The organism is Paenarthrobacter sp. TA1.8 (genome assembly GCF_048595705.1).
GTDB classification, from domain to species: Bacteria; Actinomycetota; Actinomycetes; order Actinomycetales; family Micrococcaceae; genus Arthrobacter; species Arthrobacter nitroguajacolicus.
Genome location: NZ_CP184287.1, coordinates 3,914,208 through 3,932,345, shown reverse-complemented (window position 1 = coordinate 3,932,345; position 18,138 = coordinate 3,914,208). Strand labels below are relative to the sequence as shown.

Here is an 18,138-nt window from a genome sequence, read left to right as displayed (position 1 = left end):
GCCAGGACACGCGAAGGGTCGGTCTCCCACCAGGGAGCCGGCCCTTCGTTGTGTTCCAACCAAGCAGCAAAATTCCTGCTGTACTCCACCGGGCATTCATGTACCCTGTATATATTACCGAACGGCCGGTCAGTAATGTTGGTTCCCGTCAGCAGGGACCGTGCCGATTTCACGTGCCTTGGAAGGACCCGTCGACGATGACCACTACCGCAGTCGCCCCGGAAACCACAGCCGTTGCAACCGTCCCCAGCTATGTCCAGGATGCTTGGTGGACGCCGGCAGCCGAAGCCAGGAAAGTCCCGGTCCGTGATGCCAGCACCGGAGAAGTGCTGGCCAACGTCAGCACCGACGGACTGGACCTTGCCGCCGTCGTGAATTACGGCCGCACCACCGGGCAAACTGAACTTGGGAAGCTGACGTTCCACCAGCGTGCGCTCAAGCTCAAAGAGCTGGCCATGTACCTCAACGGGCGCCGCGAAGAACTGTACGAATCCTCTTCGCAGAGCGGTGCCACCAAGATCGACAACATGATCGATATCGATGGCGGGATCGGTGTGCTCTTCACGTTCGGCTCCAAGGGTCGCCGCGAACTGCCCAACTCGCAGGTTGTGGTGGACGGTCCCATGGAGACGTTGTCCAAGGACGGATCGTTCGTCGCCGAGCACATCTACACCCGGATTCCCGGCGTCGCAGTCCAGATCAACGCGTTCAACTTCCCGGTCTGGGGCATGCTGGAAAAGTTCGCTCCGGCGTTCCTCGCCGGCGTCCCCACCATAGTGAAGCCGGCCACGCCCACGGGTTACGTTGCCGCTGCGGCGGTCAAGGCAATCGTTGAGTCGGGAATTCTCCCGGCAGGCTCCCTTCAGCTGATCTCCGGTTCTGCCCGGACCATCCTTGATGAGCTCGACTACCGCGACCTCGTTTCCTTCACCGGCTCGGCATCGACTGCCAACTCGCTTAAGGGCCACAAGAATGTGGTGCAGGGCGGCATCCGCTTCACCTCCGAGACCGACTCCCTCAACGCAGCCATCCTCGGCCCCGACGCGGTCCCCGACACCCCGGAGTTCGACGCTTTCATCAAGGCGGTGGTCACTGAGATGACCGTCAAGGCCGGCCAAAAGTGCACCGCGATCCGCCGCGTTATCGTCCCGCAGGAGCTGACGGCCGACGTCGCTGCTGCCGTCGGTGCGCGAATCAACGAACGCGTCGTGGTTGGCGACCCGCGCGCCGATGGCGTCACCATGGGCGCCTTGGCGTCGCTGGAACAGCTCGCCGACGTCCGTGCGGCGGTTCAGTCAATGCTCGACGCCGGCGGTGAGCTTGCGTACGGATCTCTCGATTCGCCGTCGGTCACCTCCGTTGGCGGCGGCGTGGGCGTGGTGGAAGACGGTGCCTTCATGTCGCCGGTCCTCCTGAGCTGGGCAGACGCCGAAGCCGAAGAGGTCCACTCACTCGAAGCTTTCGGGCCAGTGTCCTCGGTGATCGGGTACTCGGATCTCGCCGACGCCATCCGTCTGGCAGCCCGCGGCTCCGGCTCGCTGGTGGCATCGGTGTGCACCAACGATCCTTCCGTGGCGCAGGAACTGGTGCTGGGCATCGCTGCCCACCACGGCCGCGTTCACATGCTCAACCGCGAAGACGCGCGCTCGTCCACCGGCCACGGTTCCCCGGTCCCACACTTGGTTCACGGCGGTCCCGGCCGCGCAGGTGGCGGCGAGGAGCTGGGCGGCATCCGATCCGTCCTGCACCACATGCAGCGCACGGCCATTCAGGGTTCCCCGAACATGCTGACCGCCGTTGCGGGCCTCTGGCATACGGGCGCTGACCGGAACTTCACCGTAGAAACCGAGGGGGAGCACCCGTTCCGGAAGCACCTCTCCACCCTCCGCATCGGTGACGCTGTTCGCTCGGACCTTCGCGAGGTCAAGCTTGAGGACATCACTGCCTTCGCGAACTCGACGGGTGACACCTTCTACGCACACACCAACCAGGAAGCCGCCGAGGCCAACCCGTTCTTCCCCGGTATTGTGGCCCACGGTTACTTGCTTTTGAGCTGGGCTGCAGGGCTCTTTGTTGAGCCAGCTCCGGGTCCCGTGCTGGCCAACTACGGCTTGGAGAACCTGCGCTTCATCACTCCTGTTGCAGCAGGCGACTCCATCCGGGTCACGCTGACGGCCAAGAAGATCACCCCCCGCGAGACCGACGAATACGGTGAGGTGGCTTGGGACGCCGTCCTGACCAATCAGAACGACGAAATCGTGGCCACGTACGACGTCCTCACCCTCGTGGAGAAATAGCCGTCTTCCACATCCCGCGGGTTTGAGGGGGTCGCTCTCTACCTACGACGAAACGCCTTTCCACGTTACGTGGGAGGGCGTTTCGTCGTTCGGGGGACCAATGGTCAGGAGGGGCGTCCACTGGCGGATCCGGCTCCTGGACGATCGGCCGAAAGCCCGGAGTCCGGGGGATGTGAGAGACGGTCGGCCGGGAGGCCGCGGGATGTGAGAGAGGGCCGGTGGGAAGCCCTAGGGATGTGAGAGAGGGCCGGTGGGAAGCCCTGGGGGATGTGAGAGAGGGTCAGGCGGCCGTGTGGAGGCCGTCGAAGGCCATGGTGATGACGTCGTCGGCGAGCTTCTCCGGGGACAGCGAGCCGCCCGGCTTGTACCACTCCACGATCGAGTTGATGGTGCCGAACAGGAGGCGTGTGACGGTGCGCGGATCGATGTCCTGGCGCAGCGAGCCATCCTCGCGGGCAGCGGCAATCAGCTCGGCCACCTTATGGTCGAAGGCGCGACGACGTTCCAGGGCATCACGCTCGATCTCCGTGTTGCCCCGCAAGCGCAGCAGCAGGGTCACGAACGGGAGCCTGTCCACCAGCACCGCAATGGTCTGCCGCAGCACGAACTCCAGCCGAGCATCGGCGGGCCCGGACGTAGCGGCTGGCTCCTCCAGGATGGCTTCCAGCCCTCCCAATGCGTGGTCAAGGGCGAGCTTCAGAAGATCGCCCTTGGACGGCACGTGGTGGTAGATGGCTGACTTCGAGATCCCGAGGTTTTCGGCCAGGATGCCCATGGACGTAGCGTCGTACCCGTGGCGGTTGAAGACGTCGACGGCGATGCGGAGCACCGACTGCTGGTCATAACCGGGCCGTCCGCGCTTGGTGGTGGTCTCAGTAGGCATGCTGGCATTTTCTCACGATCTCTACGGGTGAACGCGTTCAGCCCTTGGGGCGCATGTCGTAAATCCGGCGGAGCTTACCGTTGGACCGCTCAAGGGAACCGGGCTCTACAACGTCAACCACGCAAGATGACCCGACATGAATCTTGATCTGTTCACGCAAGGTGTGTGCCGCCGTCGTACCTGCCTCGGACGGAACGTTCTCGCGGCGCTCGATCTTCACGGTCAGGGAATCCATGCGTTTGCCTTCGGGGCGGGTAATTTCGAGCTGGAAGTGCGGGCTGAGCTCGGGGATGCGCAGCGCGATTTCCTCGATCTGTGACGGGAACAGGTTCACGCCGCGCAGGATGATCATGTCGTCGCTGCGGCCGGTGATACGGCCCATGCGGCGGTGCGCGGGCCGTGCGGTGCCCGGCAGCAGGCGGGTGAGGTCCTTGGTGCGGTACCGGATGATCGGCAACGCTTCCTTGGTGAGGGAAGTGAAGACGAGTTCGCCGGGTTCGCCGTCGGCCAGCACGGTCGAGTGGTCGAACGGATCGATGATCTCGGGGCGGAAGTGGTCCTCCCAGATGTGGCAGCCGTCCTGCGTTTCAACAGCTTCGCCGGCGACGCCCGGGCCCATGACTTCGGAGAGCCCGTAGATGTCCGAGGCTTTGATGTTCATGGTGGTTTCAAGCTCGTGACGCATTTCTTCGGTCCACGGTTCGGCGCCCAGGACGGCGTACTTGAGCGAGGTGGACGTGGGGTCGATGCCTTGGTGTTGCATGGCATCGGCGATGGTGAGCAGGTAGGTGGGAGTGGCCAGGATGGCGTCCGGTTTGAAGTCCTGGATGAGCTGGATCTGGCGTTCGGTCTGACCGCCGGAGATGGGGATGACGGTGCAGCCGAGCGCTTCAGCACCCGCGTGCGCGCCGAGGCCGCCGGTGAACAGGCCATAGCCGTAGGCGTTGTGGACCTTCATCCCGGGCCGGACGCCGGAGGCGCGGAAGGAGCGCGCCACCAGCGTTGCCCAGTTGGCGAGGTCGTTCTTGGTGTAGCCAACAACGGTGGGGCGGCCGGTGGTGCCGGAGCTCGCATGAATTCGCGCCACCTGATCCTGCGGGACGGCGAACATACCAAAGGGGTACTCCAGCCGGAGGTCTTCCTTGGTGGTGTAGGGGAACTTGCCGAGGTCGCTCAACTCGCGGAGATCCGTGGGGTGCACGCCTGCTTCGTCGAACTTGCGCTTGTACAGCGGCACGCGATCGTAGGCGTATGCCACCGTGTGCTGGAGGCGAGTGAGCTGCAAGGCCTCGAGTTCGTCGCGGGAGATGGTTTCTTCACGGTCAAGCACTGGGGCGGTTTCCTTGGTTGAGGATGCTGCGGGTGCGGCCACGGTGTTCTGCGTCATGGGTTTCCTACTTCTTGGAGATGGTGCGGCTGCGGCCACGGAACTCAGCGATGAGCTCCCCGCTGGCGGGATCGGAAGCTGTGGGATCAGAGGCGTCTTCGTCCGGGGAAGCCGCATATATCTGGATGTCGTAAAGGCCGCTTCGGCCGGTGCTCGCGCGGCGGTTTGCGACGGCGGTGATCACCTGGCCCTGGAACGCCGGCTTGATGAAGTTGATATCGACGCCGGACGCCACCGTGATGTTGGCAGCTTGCTTGGGCGTAGGGTTGGCCGGGTTGCAGGCCAGTGCGAAGGCGGTGTCGCCGAAGGCGAAGATCATTCCGCCGTGTGCCATGCCGAACCCATTGAGCATTTCCTGGCGGAGATGCATGCGGATGGTGGCGTGGCCGTCGTCGAGCTTGAGGACCTCGATGCCCATCCATTCGGACGCGTAGTCGTTCGTCAGGATGTGGTGCTGTGCACCGGAGAGGGTTGTTTCAACCATGCGTCATTGCCTCCAGCTTTATTTACCGAATGTTCATTAGGTAATCCCAGATCGCGCCACGTGTCAAGACTGGACCATGATTCGCCCGTACCTAGTAGCCTCGGAGTCATGCCCGAAATTGAGCTTCCCATCATCACCGATCGACTTATCCTGCGGCGGTTCGAGGCCGAGGACCTTGAACGGTTCCACGGTTATCAGTCGCTTCCCGAAACTGCCCGGTACCTCCTGCGCAACGAGCTGACCAAGACCAAGTCCATGGAGGTCCTCGGCAGGTACGCCAACTTCGAGTTCAACCAGGAAGGCGACTGGGTGTGCCTTGCCATCGAGCGCAAGGACCACCCCGGCCTGATGGGCGAGGTAGTGCTGAAGTGGTTGGAGGGTACCGGACAAGGTGAGCTGGGCTGGATACTGCATCCGGAGGCGCGTGGCCACGGCATTGCCACGGAGGCAGCGGAAGCCGTCATGAAGCTGGCATTCGAGAAACTGGCCTTCCATCGCATCGACGCAAAGCTGGATGCACTCAACGCCGGTTCTGCTGGTATCTGCAAACGCCTGGGCATGCGGCTCGAAGCCACCCTGGTGGACAACTGGCACTACAAAGGCCAGTGGGCCACCGAGAACATTTACGCGATTCTGGACTCGGAGTGGCGCACGCGGCACCATCCGTGGACCCGGAAAATCAGCTGACGGGCCACGTTTTGTGGTGTTTCAGCTGTTCGGTCAATTGCGCTGCAGGCAAAGGACGGCTGAAGTAGTAGCCTTGGCCGCTGGTGCACCCGATGCTCAGGAGGTACTCGGCCTGCTCGGCGGTTTCCACGCCCTCCCACACAGCAGCCAGGCCGCAGGCGCGGATGAGCTGCAGTACGGCGGCGAGAAGGGCTGGCTGCGAAGGGTCGCTGCCCAGGGCGGAGAGCAGCGTCCGATCCACTTTGACCGTATCCACGGGCAGTTGGCGAAGGTAGCTGATGGAGGAGTAGCCGGTGCCGAAATCGTCAATCTCCAGTCCCACGCCAAGGCGGCGCAGGCTGTTAAGCGTGTAGCGGTCCAGGTCGTTGCCTTGGATCACGGCGCTTTCGGTCAGCTCCAGGACCAGTAGCGACGGGTCCAGGTCGGCTGAAACGAGCGCCTCGCGAACGTCTTCAATGAACTCAAGACGCTGCAGGTCCGCTGCTGAAACGTTGATGCGCATGCTGAAGTTGTGGCCCGCCGTCAGGGGGTCGGTTCGCCATTGCTTCAACTGCTCGACGGCGGTGCGGAGCACCCAGCCGCCCAGATCGGAGATCATTCCCGTTTCCTCGGCAATGGGAATAAACTCATCCGGCATGATGATTCCACGGGTGGGGTGGTTCCAGCGGACCAGGGCTTCCACCCCCTCAATCTCGCGGGTATCCAGCCTGATGATGGGCTGGTAATAGAGCACCAGCTGAGAATCGGTGATCGCCTCTTTGAGCTCGCCCACCAGTTGGTTCCGCATTTGCCGGGCCAGCAGCATGTCAGGGGCGAACACCTTGAGCTTGCCGCGCCCGTCCGCCTTGGACTCGTACATGGCGATGTCCGCTTCCATCATGAGCTCTTCTGCACGCTGGCCTGGATCGGCCATCCGGAGCCCCATGCTGACCCCGCAGCGGAGGTGTTGGCCCTCAATCTCCATCGCCCCCACCACGGCGGCGAGGATTCGGCTGCCAATGGCGCTGGCCTCTGCAGGGGTCACCTCCGGAAGCAGGACAGCGAACTCGTCGCCGCCCATGCGGGCAACCATGTCCTGCTCGCGGACCGCACCGCTGATACGGTTCGCCACCGTTTCCAGGACTTTGTCACCGATGGTGTGGCCAAGTGAATCATTGATGGCTTTGAAGCCATCCATATCCAGCAGGAGGATCCCCGGCCGTTTGTTGCCCTGCACGCTTTTCGCTTGCGCCTCGCTCAGGGCGGTGGCGAAAGCGGAGCGGTTGTTCAAGCCCGTCAGGGGATCCGTCATGGCCATGCGCTGCATCGCAAGGTGCGCTTCGTTGAGCTGTTGCGTCCGGGCTTGCACCCTTTGCTCCAGCTCTTCATAGACGATCTGTAGATCTTCGGCCAAGAGGTTGGTGCCCATGATCACGGCGTCAATCTCGTCGCGTGCCTCGGAGACCCGGATCCTGGTGTTCAGGTCTCCGGCCGCCAACCTGACGATGCCTTCCAGGAGGAGCCCCAAACGGGGGTCGTTCGCGGAGTACATTTCTGAGTCAGACATGCTCACTCCCCGTGCGGCCCGCCCCGGACGCTTTGCCGAAGATGCTCGCGGACGGCTGCGCTGCGCTCGGGCAGGGCCGCTTGGTCGAAGAGCTTTGCTGCTTCTTCGAAAGCAGCCATGCCTTCTTCATGTCGCTCGGACGCCAGCAAGGTCCGTCCGAACAGAAAATGGGCTTCGGCGGACGTTTGGGTAGCCAAAATGGAGGAACGCGAGCAAAGGGGTTCAAGGATCGCCAGGGCTTCCTGCATATCGCCGGCGAGGTAATTCCAATGGGCGCGGACCAAGGACATTTCCAGATGATCCCGCTCGGAACCGCCCACAATATCGGTAGCGAGCTCTGCCCTTTCAATGCAGCGAAGGGTCGCCGCGTCACCGAGTTTTGCCTGCAACCGCATTTCCGCGGAGGCGCGGTTGAAGCGAGCCCACAAATCAACGTCCTTTGACGGTGAAAGCCTTTCGGCGGCCAGATCGTGGTACCGACCCCCATCTGCAACGCGATCAGCCAGGAAAGCAACGTTTCCGATGACCCAGTAACCCTTGCCCGCGGTGTCTTCATCAATGTCATCAGAAATCAACGTCTCAAGAACAAGGCATTCCCGCCACGCATCGTCCAGTAGCCGGCTCTCAGCCAAGGCGGCGATGAGGGCGCGTTGGGCAAGGACCTGAACATAGAGGAGATCCGGGTCCGTGGCGGCAAGTTTTGCGGCGTCGGCCGCCATGGTTGCGGCTTCGGCAAGTCGGCCGAGGCCTTGCAGCCCGATGGCTACCATTGTTCCTGCCTTGGCACCGAGCTCGGCTGAGGAAGCTGTGAGGCTGTGATCATTGAGGGAGGTCGCCAGTGCCAGGTATTCCTCGATGGTTCCTTGGTCACGGAGGCACTCCGCCTGCAGGTAACGCATGTTCCACCAGGCCAGTTCGTCGCCGGCATCCCGGGCGAATTCCGCAGCCTCAGCAGCCATCTTGAAGGCCTCGTCAAAGTCCCGCGCCTTCCATTTGGCGCGTGCATTGAGTCCGGCAACAAGGTGGGTGGCCAGGTGAGGACTTTGCATGTGCCCATTATCCATGTCATTGCGGAAGAAAAGCTCGTATAGTTTGCCCCGTGACTTTATTCAAGTCACAGTCAATAAATTCGCATCAGTACGAAAGGGCATAGCGGATGAAAAAATTTGCGGCAACCCTGCTCATGGCGGCAGTTCTGGCAGTAACGGGATTCGCTGCTCCGGCTAATGCCGAGCCTACGCAGGACAGTACGGCAATCGGCTGGTGGCCGAACAGCACCACCACAGGTAAGACGAACACCACCAGCATCGGTTGGTGGCCGAACTAAACATTGGGGGAGCGCCTCTCAAGGCCATACGAGCTAAATTGATGCCCTGGGCTGCTGCCCGGGGCATCAGTTTTGTTTCTTTGCATGTCGAGCATTAGTGACCACGGATCACATCTTCCGGGCCTGGCAATGACACCGCTGTCACAGTCCCGGAGGGCGCAGCCGAAACCTGTCACTGAAGCGGCCGGTTACAGCTAGCCAGCCTAGGGTCCTCCCACCGGCAACTCCACGGATACCGTGGTCCCGGATCCCAAAATGGAGTCAAAGGCCATGCGGCCCATATGGCGGCTGATGATGTCGTTTGCGATCGCCAGCCCCAATCCGCTGCCCGGTACTGCCGCAGAGGTGGCGTTGGACGCGCGGTAGAAGCGCGTCAGGATGTGGGGGAGGTCGTGTTCCGGGATGCCCAGGCCATTGTCTTCGATCTGCACAAGGGCTGCCCGCCCGCCATTCTCGGAAGCTGCCATGGCGCTGGTGATGCCAACACGGCCGCCCTCGGGAGTGAACTTGATGGCGTTGGCCACGATGTTGGTAAACACCTGTTCAAGCTTTGCTTCATCGGCAGTGACTTCAATGTCTTCGGTCGCCTCCGTAAAGGACACGGAAACATGGCGCGACTCTGCCAACGGCCGGAGAGTTGCCACCACCACCTGCAGGAGCTTGTCGAGATCGACCGGCTTGAGGTCCAGGTTGCTGCCGTCCTGCATGGAGACTGTGAGCATGTCCTCAATCAGCCTGCGCAAGCGGTCCGAGTTGCGGGCAATAACGTCCAGCATTTTCCTGATGCCCTCGGGAACCGGGCCTCCGGAGCCGTCCTGGATCATATCCAGGTAGGCGGTGATGGAGGTGAGGGGTGTCCGTAGCTCATGGTTTACGGTGGCCAGGAAATCGGTCTTAGCCTTGTCCAGTTGCCTCAACTGGTGCAGGACGCGCTGCTGGGCACTGATGAGGTGGCCTTGGATGAGCCCGTGGGCTACGTTCCCGGCGACGTGCTGCATCAAGGCGATCTCGGCACGCGTCCAGTCGTGACGCTCCTGCACAGTGGACAACAGGATGATGCCCATGGCGGAAGCGCCTTCGCCGACAGGAAGCAGCACAGTGGATATGGGTTTAAGTTCGCCGGACCACTCCTGAAGTGATTTGGCGATCTTCGAGTCAGGGTCTTCCCGGTGGTCCGCTACCGCGAGGACGTCCGCCTCGGCCCAGAGCCGGTTTGCCGTTTCGATGATGATGTTTTCGCTCTCGCCCAGCCTTGCCGGCAGCAGCGGAAGTCCCGGACGGTTCCATTGCGCCCGGATGCTGGGGACCCGTTCATCGCGGAAGGTGGCGAACCAAACATGGTCTGCGCCTAAGGCCTCGCCAAAACCGCGAACCACGTGCTCGGCGATCAGCTGCGGATCATTGGTCTGCCGAATTGCCGAAGAGACGTTCCGGAGGCTTTCCCGCAGTGCTTCGATTTCGCCACGGGAGCGTGCACGCTCCTTTGCGCGACCGATCAGGGTTTCAACCCGGTGGACGAGTTCCCCGGGCCTGACCGGGTTTATGAGGTAGTCAGCTACGCGCCAGGACTCCACTTCCCCAAGGTCTACAGACTCCTGAGCACCAAGAAGCAGCAGGACAGGAACCCCTGGACTGCCAAGTCCATGGGCAAGGGCGTTCTCAGCCACCACCACTGAGGGGCGGAGTTGCTGGAGATGCAAGGCCATGGAGGCGGTGTCTGCGGCGGGGAAAACCTGGAAGCCCGCTGCACGAAGCACGGACGTGGTGGCCGCCAGACGGTCATGGTCTGAGTCCGCCACGACAGCCGAGCGGGAGGCCTGCTGTTCACCGGCAACGGTCTCGCCCACTGAGCCCCTTCCGTTCCACCATTGGTCCACAATATTTGACGATTTGGCAACACCCTATCAGCGGCATAGCGGCCAGTGGCCGCCCAACTCCAAACAAGCTTTTTGAGTCGTGGGACACACCTTTACTTTGACTCCCGGATTCGACAGCCTTGAGGCAGTGAGTGTGGGGGATCCATTTCGGATTTCCACCGCAGCCGTTTGGAAACAGTGCGAGGAGAATCGTGGACCACCCAGCGACACCGCAAGACCACCAACAGGTGACATTCGAGTTGGAACTCGAAGAGCCTGGGATCCTGCGCCTGACATGGCCGCGTGGCGCCCGGATTAAGGAACCGGATGCCCAAAGGGCCATGGACAGGGTCAACGAAATTTGCGGGTCGGACCGGCATCCCATGATTGTTGACATGGCAACTACGGACGACGTCACCAGGGGCGCCCGATCGGTGTTTGCCAAACCTTGCCAGGCTTCCCGCATCGCCCTGTGGGGTTCGTCCCCAGTGGACAGGGTCATCGCCAACTTCTTCCTGGGCATCATGAAGCCGCCGTGCCCCACCAAGTTCTTCACCTCCGAAACAGAAGCGTTGGAGTGGCTGGTGGAGGCATAGAGCCCCATATATTTGGAGAATGTTCTCTGCGCTCAGGAAGTACCTGCTGATACCTCGCCTCATCAGGCTGTCCTCTGCAGCCCCGAAAGACCCGCTCACAGCTTGGGACCAGTACTGGGGAAACGTTCGTTCAACCGGTGCAACGGGCGATGTCCTGTGGGATTCGGGAAGCGCCCATGAACTCAATGGCTATCTCCCCACGCTGAAGCAGTTGGACCCCACGCTCCCGATAGTTGACGTCGGGTGTGGGAACGGTAGCTTCACCCGGCTGCTGGCGCAGCATTTTCCACACGCGCTCGGGCTCGACTACTCCGCCAATGCCGTGGACCGCGCGCGCCAGGAAGCGGCAGGGATCACGACGGCGTCATTCGCCGTGTGTGACATGACGGCACCCGGCGCCGCACAGACGGTGGCGACGGCCCTTGAAGCTGCGGGTTGGGCCGGGGACGCAAACGTGTTCATCCGAGGTGTCCTGCACGTACTGGACCGCAGCGGCCAGTCCGCTTTGGCCGCGAACCTTCTGCCCGTCGTCGGAAGCCGCGGCGGCGTTTTCCTGGCCGAGACCAACTTCCCTGGCACGCCTGTGGACTACGTCAGCCACCTCGGGGCAACCCGAAACTCGATTCCTGCGCCGCTCGAGGGGGCAATCCGGGGACTTCCGATGCCTGGCCGCTTTGGTGCCGCGCAACGGGCCAAGGCCTTCCCGACGGCGGACTGGAACCTTGTGGAGGAAGGCTCAGCGAGCATCGAGACGCGCCCGCTGAGCAACCCGTCATCCCCGGACGTCATCCCTGGCTACTACGCACTGCTCCGGGCACGCCGGGCGTAGCTACTTGAGGCCGGCGCCCGGAAGCAGTTCCGTGGCACCAAGGGAGTCGGCGACGAAAGCGTAGTCCCAGGCACGCTCGCGCCACTGCACGTACCGGCCCGAGGCGCCGCCGTGGCCGCCGTCCATTTCGATCTTCATGACGATCGGCTCACTCCCCGTGGACACGGACCGCAGCGCCTGGACCCACTTGGCGGGCTCCACATAAAGCACTCGTGTGTCGTTGAACGAGGTCACAGCTGCGATCTTGGGGTAGGCCACGGCCCCCACATTCTCGTACGGAGTGTAGGACTTCATGTACGCGTAGGCCTCCGGGTCCGTAATGGGGTTGCCCCATTCCTCCCATTCCAGGGCGGATAGCGGAAGCTCAGGATCCAGGATGGTGGTCAAGGCGTCCACGAACGGCACCTGCGCCACTATGGCGGCGTACTTTTCCGGGGCCATATTGGCGACCGCGCCCATGAGCAGGCCGCCAGCGGATCCGCCCATGGCAGCTATACGCGCGGGGTGGACCCAACCGGACTCCGCCAGCCAGTCCGTGGCTGCGATGAAGTCCGTGAAGGTGTTCTTCTTGGTGAGTTTCTTGCCGTCTTCGTACCACTTGCGTCCCAGTTCACCGCCGCCGCGAATGTGGGCGATCACCATGACGATTCCGCGGTCCAGAAGAGACAAGCGGGCCACTCCGAAGCCCGGATCCATGCTCATTTCGTAGGAGCCATAACCGTAAACCAGCCCGGCGGCCGTGCCATCCTGCTGGACCGATGCGTGACGCAGCACTGACAGCGGAACCTGTGTGCCGTCGTCGGCCGTGGCCCATTCACGGGTGGCGACGTAATCGGAAGCCGAGTAGCCGCCCAGAACCGGGCTTTCCTTTCGGAGCAGCAACTCGCCGCCGGGCTGTTCTGCGGTAGGCAGGACAAAGTCGTAGACGCGCGACGGCGTGAAGTAGGAGGTATAGCCCATGCGGATCACCGGAGCTTCGTAGTCGGAGCCGGATACACCCGCGGTGTAAAGCTCCTCATCGAAGGCGGGCTCCACGGGCGCCCCTTGAGCAGCTGTGCCCAGGCCCGCCAGCGGGAGCACCTGCACGCGCTCGATGGTGTCCTTGCGGACGGACAACACCAAGTAGGTGGACGTCACGCCAGCGCCGTTGACGCGAACGTCGTCGGAATGCTCGACGACGGTCCGCCAGTCCTGCTCGGCGAGCGGCCTGGAGAGCTCTGCCGGATCCACCAGGCTCACCATCGAATTGATGGCACCCTTGTTGTGGGTCAGGAGCAGTGTTTCCTTGCCGTCAAGGAGGAAGGGCTCGGCCTCGTAGAGGACACGGTGGTCGCGGGAAATGACGGTGCTGAGGCCGGCGTCGTAATCGTCGAAGAGGAGCAGCCGCGTTTCACTGAACTCGGAACAGCCGATGCTGAGCACCAGGTGGCGGCGGTCGGAGGAGAGGTCGAAGCCGAGCCACATGGCAACGTCGTCCTCCTGGTAGAGGACCTCATCATCAGCCACAGGCGTGCCCAGGACGTGGGCCTTTACTTGGTAGGGACGCCACGAATCATCAACCACGGTGTAGAAGAGCCTGGTGCCGTCGGGGGAGAAAGCCACCCCGTAGAAGATGTCTTCTATAACGTCCGGGAGAAGCTCGCCGGTCCGCAGATCCTTGATCCGCAAGGTGAAGCGTTCGTCTCCGGAGTTGTCCACCGCGTAGGCGTAAAGGTTGCCGTCGATAGTCACCGCGGCACCGCCCACGCTGAAGAACGGCTGGCCCTCTGCTTCAATATTGCCGTCCAGGAGCACCTGCTCGCCGGGAAGCTCAACGCCTGCTTCAACCGCCGGGGGAGTCCAGTCAGCCACAGGATCGCCCGTGTTGGCGGCCAGGACGCGGCACTGGATGCTGTACTCCTTGCCCTCCACCGAACGGCTGTAATACCACCAGCCATCCTTGCGGCTGGGTACCGACAGATCCGTTTCCTGGGTGCGGCCCTTGATCTCCCGGAACATCGCTTCGCGCAGCGGTTCCTGGTGCGCCGTCACCGCTTCCTGGTACGCGTTCTCTGCCTTGAGATGGTCAACAACCTCGGCCGATTCCTTGTCCCTGAGCCACTCGTAGTTGTCCACGAAGACATCGCCATGGTGTTCGCGGCGGGTGGGGACCTGCTTGGCGACAGGAGGCTGGAGTGTGGGTTCCTTGGCAGCGGCAGGCGCGGAAGAAGTGTGGCTCATGTGGCCACTCTATAGACGGGCTCTGACACAGAACCAGCAATTTCGCTCAGAGCGCCCGGGACACCTTTGGCAGCCATATTAATCCATGACGTGGAGCACAACGCCCGGATTCGCGTCATGACTTGCGTAGTAACCCCACTGCATATATTGCGAGCACGAATTTTGTCCCCGTTCCCGGATATTGGAGGTTCTGATGGTTCCGCTTCACGCACACAGCGTTCATGTCGGCAAGAGGGGTCGCCTTCAAGCACGGCGACATCCAGACTCGTTGCGTCGCTCCCACGTAGACCTCGAAGTCATCATTCCTGCCTACAACGAGGCAGGAAGAATTGCCAGCACACTGACACAAACAGTGGACTTCCTGGCCGTTCAGCCGTGGTCTTCGCGCATTGTGGTGGTGGATAACGGCAGCGTGGATGAGACTGCTGCGGTGGTCCACCGGATCTCCCGGGAAAAGGGAGATGCAGTGCCGATCTCAGTGCTGGGGTGTTCCCGTCGCGGAAAAGGGGCAGCTGTCCGCCGTGGCCTCCTCAGCGGGACGTCCAGGTACACGGGCTTCTTTGACGCCGATCTCGCCACGCCGCTGGCGACGCTCACTGAAGCCATGGCGCAACTCGCGAGTGGCGCTGCAGCGGTTATCGCCTCCCGTCACGCCCCGGGATCCACCTTTGTTGTGCCCCAGCACATCGGGCGCCGAATGGGCGGCACGGCCTTCCGGGCTCTGACCAAATCAAAGGTCAAAGGCATCCAGGACACCCAGTGCGGCTTCAAGTTTTTCGAACGTGATGCCCTCACCGCTGCCATGGTGCAGTGCCGCAGCACGGGCTTCGCCTTCGATGTGGAACTGCTTCTTCGGCTCCAGGACAACGACGCCAGCATTGTGGAACTCCCCGTGGCCTGGACCGATGGAGCCGAGTCCACGTTCCGTCCCTTCCAGGACGGAGTGGCCAGCTTTGCCTCAGTGATTCAACTTCAGAAAGCAACATCGTGACGGACGGCTCAACTGACATGAACTCCCCAACCCAACTCGCTGGGAAGCACGTACTGGTGCTCAACTGGCGCGACGTCAAGCACTCGCAGGCTGGCGGCGCCGAGCAGTACATGCATGAGATCTCCCGTAGATGGGTGAACAGCGGAGTTCGTGTCACATGGTTTACCGGCCAGGACATCGGCCAGTCAGCCGAGGAGACCATTGACGGCATCCGTATATTGCGCGGTGGCGGAGCGCTCTCCATCTATGGGCAGGCCGCACTCAGGCTCCTGCGCACCAACGGTCAGTTCGATGCCGTGGTGGATTGCCAAAACGGAATACCCTTCTTTTCTCCGTTGTTCCTGCGCGGGGAAATCCCGATCGTCCAACTGGTCCACCACGTTCACCAAGAGCAGTTCCGCACTCGGTTCTCCCCGCCCATGGCCGCCGTAGGCCGCTTCCTCGAAAGCAGTGGCGCCAAGACCGTGTATGGGCAGCGCGCCATCGTAGCGGTATCGCCGTCAACGCGCATGGAACTGCGAAAGCTTGGATTCGGGGGCCCCATCCACGTGGTGCCGAACGGTACCATCGACATTCCGCCCACAGTCGCCGCGCGGGCCGCTGAGCCGACTATCGCCGTCGTGAGCCGGCTGGTGCCCCACAAGCGATTGGACCTGCTGCTGGGCCAGTTCGCCGTGGCCGCCCGGAGACTTCCCAACCTGCGGATGGACATCGTCGGGGACGGTCCCGAACGGGCGCGGCTTCAGCAACTGGCCATGGACCTCGGCCTGGACCATGCCATCACTTTCCACGGATACCAGCCCAACGAGGTCCGTGACAACCTGTTGAGCCGTGCATGGATGACAGCCACCACCTCGGCATCAGAAGGCTGGGGTTGTTCAGTAATCGAGGCCGCAGCCTGGGGCGTGCCGTGCTTGGCGCTGCGGGTTCCCGGAATCAGGGATTCGGTAGTGGACGGCCGTACGGGATGGCTGGTGGATCATCCCACGGACTTCGGATCTGCCATGGTTGATGCGATCACTGAGTTGACCGAACCGGAGGCAGCCATCATCGTCTCCGGCGAGTGTCGTGAATGGGCCCGCTGCTTTACCTGGGACCGCAGCACCATGCTGCTCACAGGGGTGCTCTTGGAGGAAGCGAAGATGCGCCGCGACGGCGGAGATCCACGGGCCTTCCACTCGGACTTGTCCACCCTGGTTCAGTTTGAAGTGCCTGCGCAGTTTGAAGTGCCTGACGGTATTGATTTCACAGCCGCCCTGAGGCCGACCGACGAGTATGCCCTGGCCGACGGTCACGTCTCAATCATCATGAAGGGCCGGGACGAGTTCGAGGCTTTCGCCGCGATGAAGAAGATCGGCGTGGCCACTGCAGACATCCGATCGGCAGGCCGCAGCACGCTGCTTGCCGGACCGGGAAGTGTCTTTGCTCCGGCCGAAGCCAACGATGGCCAGCAACGGTAGCTGATCAGTGGATTTATCCGAACAGGCCATAACCACCGCAGTGAACTTGAGGCCCAGGGCTGAAAGCAGGGAAAGGACGCCTGATCAAGACGTCAACATAGCTCAAAACAGTGGCTTCCTCGCTGTGTCCGCCGGCCTGGTGGGCGTGGTGAGCTATGCGTGCACCCTGCTTATGGCCAACATGCTGGGGACAGCGGATTACACACAGTTCGCGGCTGCCGCAATGATCCTCGGAGTTGTGGGGATCGTGGCCAATGCGATGGTTCCGCTTCCGCTGTCGCATGTGGTTGCGGTGCATCCGGAAGGTTCCGAAGAGCGACGGAACGGCGTGGCCTTCTCGGTCTTCGTGTCCTGCCTGGCGGGTATTGCCGCAGCAGCCATCACCGGCGGTGTGACTCTCGCGCTTGCCACCCCGGCTCTGGCAGCAGCGGTGGCACTGGCAGCCTTCGTCATTTTCGTTGTGAATGCCCCTGCCGGGTGGCTTCAGGGCGAACTCCGCTTCACGTGGTACGCAGTGTCAACCATCGGCGAGGTTGTCTTGCGGTTGATCTTCAGCCTGCTGGTGATCGTGATGGCATGGGGTGCCGGGGGAGCTGTCCTCGGTTTTGTCGTGGGGTGCCTGGCGCCGCTGGTGGTGCCGTGGTCGTTCTATCGGGATCTCCGCTGGCGTCCGCGGGTGTTGCTCGAGAAGTGGCGATGGGCCGAAACGAGCGATATCGCGTCGGTTCTGTGCGTCGTGTCCGTGCTGGTGGGGATCGACGTCGTAGTGGTCGGCGTTCTGGACAATGGCTCGGCTGAGGCGGCAGGTTTCCAAGCGCTCGCCACCATTGCAAAGGGGCCCGTTTACGTAGCTGCGGGAACCGCGCTGGTTGCATTTCCCTTGCTTCGAACCCCTGGGGTCAAGGTCGGCGAGGTGCTGGGCGCTTCCTTCGCCTCGTTCGGGCAGCTTGTGGTGGTGGCCTTCGCCATCATCGCCACGGCACCGCCCCTGATGTCCGGCGTCATTGTTCCGCAGAAGTATCACGGCTCCCTTGGACTCCTGCCATGGCTGGCGGCTTCCGGTCTCGGCTATGCCGTCCTGATGGTGCTCGCCACCATACTCCTTGCCATGCGTGCCTACCGCCGCTGCCAAATCGGCCTCGCTTGTGCGTGTCTTCTGGTTATTGGCGGGCTGTGGATCGGCTGGCAGCTGAACGCCGTCTCGGGAATGGCTGTGGGATCTGCCATCGGGCTGTGACCGCCGGCCTGGTCCTGACACTATTGGCGCGTCCCGTGTTGGCGTCTGCCAACCCGGGAAAGCGGGCAGGCAGGTTCGCCATCCTGGCGTTCGCCTTGATCGTGGTCCTTGCCGTCGCCGCCCACCTGCAGCCCTTGCTCTGGTTGCTTCTCGCCGGCCTCAGCGGTGCCACCGTTCTTGCTCACCAGCGCGGCATGCTGCCGCACAGGAACGACTTCAAGATTTCCCGACGTCGGCAGGTTGGCAGGCGCAGTAAATCTACCGGCCGCCGGTCGCATAAGGCACCGCACCGACGTGCTTCCCAAAGCCGATGCCACTGCTCCTGATTCAGGGGAGGT

Annotated in this window: 16 protein-coding genes; 9 read left to right on the top strand and 7 right to left on the bottom strand. The window is 62.5% G+C overall.

Annotation, left to right across the window (positions count from 1 at the left end; translation table 11 throughout):
- Nucleotides 1-197 precede the first annotated feature (197 nt).
- Nucleotides 198-2,297: a phenylacetic acid degradation bifunctional protein PaaZ gene (gene paaZ / locus ACNAOT_RS18310; protein WP_420178885.1), complete on the top strand. Its 2,100-nt coding sequence runs from the start codon at nt 198-200 to the stop codon at nt 2,295-2,297.
- 280 nt (nt 2,298-2,577) lie between these two features.
- Here the strand turns inward: paaZ and ACNAOT_RS18305 are convergent, their stop codons facing one another.
- From ACNAOT_RS18305 to ACNAOT_RS18295, 3 genes are read right to left on the bottom strand one after another with little or no spacing between them, the layout of a single operon-like run.
- Nucleotides 2,578-3,180, bottom strand: coding sequence for a TetR/AcrR family transcriptional regulator (locus tag ACNAOT_RS18305; protein WP_091470557.1), 603 nt, complete (start codon nt 3,178-3,180; stop codon nt 2,578-2,580).
- Between the two features lie 37 nt (nt 3,181-3,217).
- Nucleotides 3,218-4,567: a phenylacetate--CoA ligase PaaK gene (gene paaK / locus ACNAOT_RS18300; RefSeq protein WP_091470559.1), complete on the bottom strand. Its 1,350-nt coding sequence runs from the start codon at nt 4,565-4,567 to the stop codon at nt 3,218-3,220.
- A gap of 7 nt (nt 4,568-4,574) precedes the next feature.
- Nucleotides 4,575-5,051: a hotdog fold thioesterase gene (locus ACNAOT_RS18295; protein WP_091470560.1), complete on the bottom strand. Its 477-nt coding sequence runs from the start codon at nt 5,049-5,051 to the stop codon at nt 4,575-4,577.
- Nucleotides 5,052-5,159: 108 nt separating this feature from the next.
- Here ACNAOT_RS18295 and ACNAOT_RS18290 point away from each other — a divergent pair, with 108 nt between their 5' ends.
- Nucleotides 5,160-5,738 carry a GNAT family N-acetyltransferase gene (locus tag ACNAOT_RS18290; RefSeq protein ID WP_091470562.1) on the top strand — a complete coding sequence of 193 codons (579 nt, stop codon included), beginning with the start codon at nt 5,160-5,162 and terminating at the stop codon, nt 5,736-5,738.
- Here the strand turns inward: ACNAOT_RS18290 and ACNAOT_RS18285 are convergent.
- Nucleotides 5,731-7,284, bottom strand: coding sequence for a putative bifunctional diguanylate cyclase/phosphodiesterase (locus ACNAOT_RS18285; protein WP_420178884.1), 1,554 nt, complete (start codon nt 7,282-7,284; stop codon nt 5,731-5,733). The genes ACNAOT_RS18290 and ACNAOT_RS18285 overlap by 8 nt on opposite strands.
- A 2-nt stretch (nt 7,285-7,286) precedes the next feature.
- Nucleotides 7,287-8,333, bottom strand: a complete 1,047-nt coding sequence (locus tag ACNAOT_RS18280) for a hypothetical protein (RefSeq protein WP_420178883.1) — start codon at nt 8,331-8,333, stop codon at nt 7,287-7,289.
- 107 nt (nt 8,334-8,440) lie between these two features.
- On the opposite strand from ACNAOT_RS18280, the gene ACNAOT_RS18275 reads away from it, so the two are divergent.
- A complete protein-coding gene (locus ACNAOT_RS18275; protein ID WP_017199100.1) occupies nt 8,441-8,611 on the top strand; it encodes a hypothetical protein in 171 nt (56 codons plus the stop codon).
- A gap of 203 nt (nt 8,612-8,814) precedes the next feature.
- Here ACNAOT_RS18275 and ACNAOT_RS18270 read toward each other — a convergent pair whose 3' ends face one another.
- Nucleotides 8,815-10,458, bottom strand: a complete 1,644-nt coding sequence (locus ACNAOT_RS18270) for an ATP-binding protein (RefSeq protein ID WP_420178882.1) — start codon at nt 10,456-10,458, stop codon at nt 8,815-8,817.
- Between the two features lie 221 nt (nt 10,459-10,679).
- On the opposite strand from ACNAOT_RS18270, the gene ACNAOT_RS18265 reads away from it, so the two are divergent.
- Together ACNAOT_RS18265 and ACNAOT_RS18260 are read left to right on the top strand one after the other, a co-directional pair.
- Entirely contained in the window at nt 10,680-11,063 is a 384-nt protein-coding gene (locus ACNAOT_RS18265; protein ID WP_091470568.1) for an STAS/SEC14 domain-containing protein, read from the top strand.
- A gap of 19 nt (nt 11,064-11,082) precedes the next feature.
- Nucleotides 11,083-11,892: a class I SAM-dependent methyltransferase gene (locus ACNAOT_RS18260; protein WP_420178881.1), complete on the top strand. Its 810-nt coding sequence runs from the start codon at nt 11,083-11,085 to the stop codon at nt 11,890-11,892.
- Here ACNAOT_RS18260 and ACNAOT_RS18255 read toward each other — a convergent pair whose 3' ends face one another.
- Complete coding sequence (locus ACNAOT_RS18255; protein ID WP_420178880.1) at nt 11,893-14,112, bottom strand: S9 family peptidase; 2,220 nt, start codon at nt 14,110-14,112, stop codon at nt 11,893-11,895.
- Nucleotides 14,113-14,305: 193 nt separating this feature from the next.
- Here ACNAOT_RS18255 and ACNAOT_RS18250 point away from each other — a divergent pair, with 193 nt between their 5' ends.
- The 4 genes from ACNAOT_RS18250 to ACNAOT_RS18235 all read left to right on the top strand — a co-directional run bounded on the left by ACNAOT_RS18250 (nt 14,306) and on the right by ACNAOT_RS18235 (nt 18,126).
- A complete protein-coding gene (locus ACNAOT_RS18250) occupies nt 14,306-15,103 on the top strand; it encodes a glycosyltransferase (protein ID WP_420178879.1) in 798 nt (265 codons plus the stop codon).
- A gap of 17 nt (nt 15,104-15,120) precedes the next feature.
- Complete coding sequence (locus ACNAOT_RS18245) at nt 15,121-16,563, top strand: glycosyltransferase family 4 protein (protein WP_420178878.1); 1,443 nt, start codon at nt 15,121-15,123, stop codon at nt 16,561-16,563.
- 124 nt (nt 16,564-16,687) lie between these two features.
- Nucleotides 16,688-17,800: a lipopolysaccharide biosynthesis protein gene (locus tag ACNAOT_RS18240; protein WP_420178877.1), complete on the top strand. Its 1,113-nt coding sequence runs from the start codon at nt 16,688-16,690 to the stop codon at nt 17,798-17,800.
- On the top strand, nt 17,797-18,126 hold the full coding sequence (locus ACNAOT_RS18235) for a hypothetical protein (protein WP_420178876.1): 330 nt from the start codon (nt 17,797-17,799) through the stop codon (nt 18,124-18,126). Before ACNAOT_RS18240 ends, ACNAOT_RS18235 begins: the two co-directional genes overlap by 4 nt.
- Nucleotides 18,127-18,138: the final 12 nt, after the last annotated feature.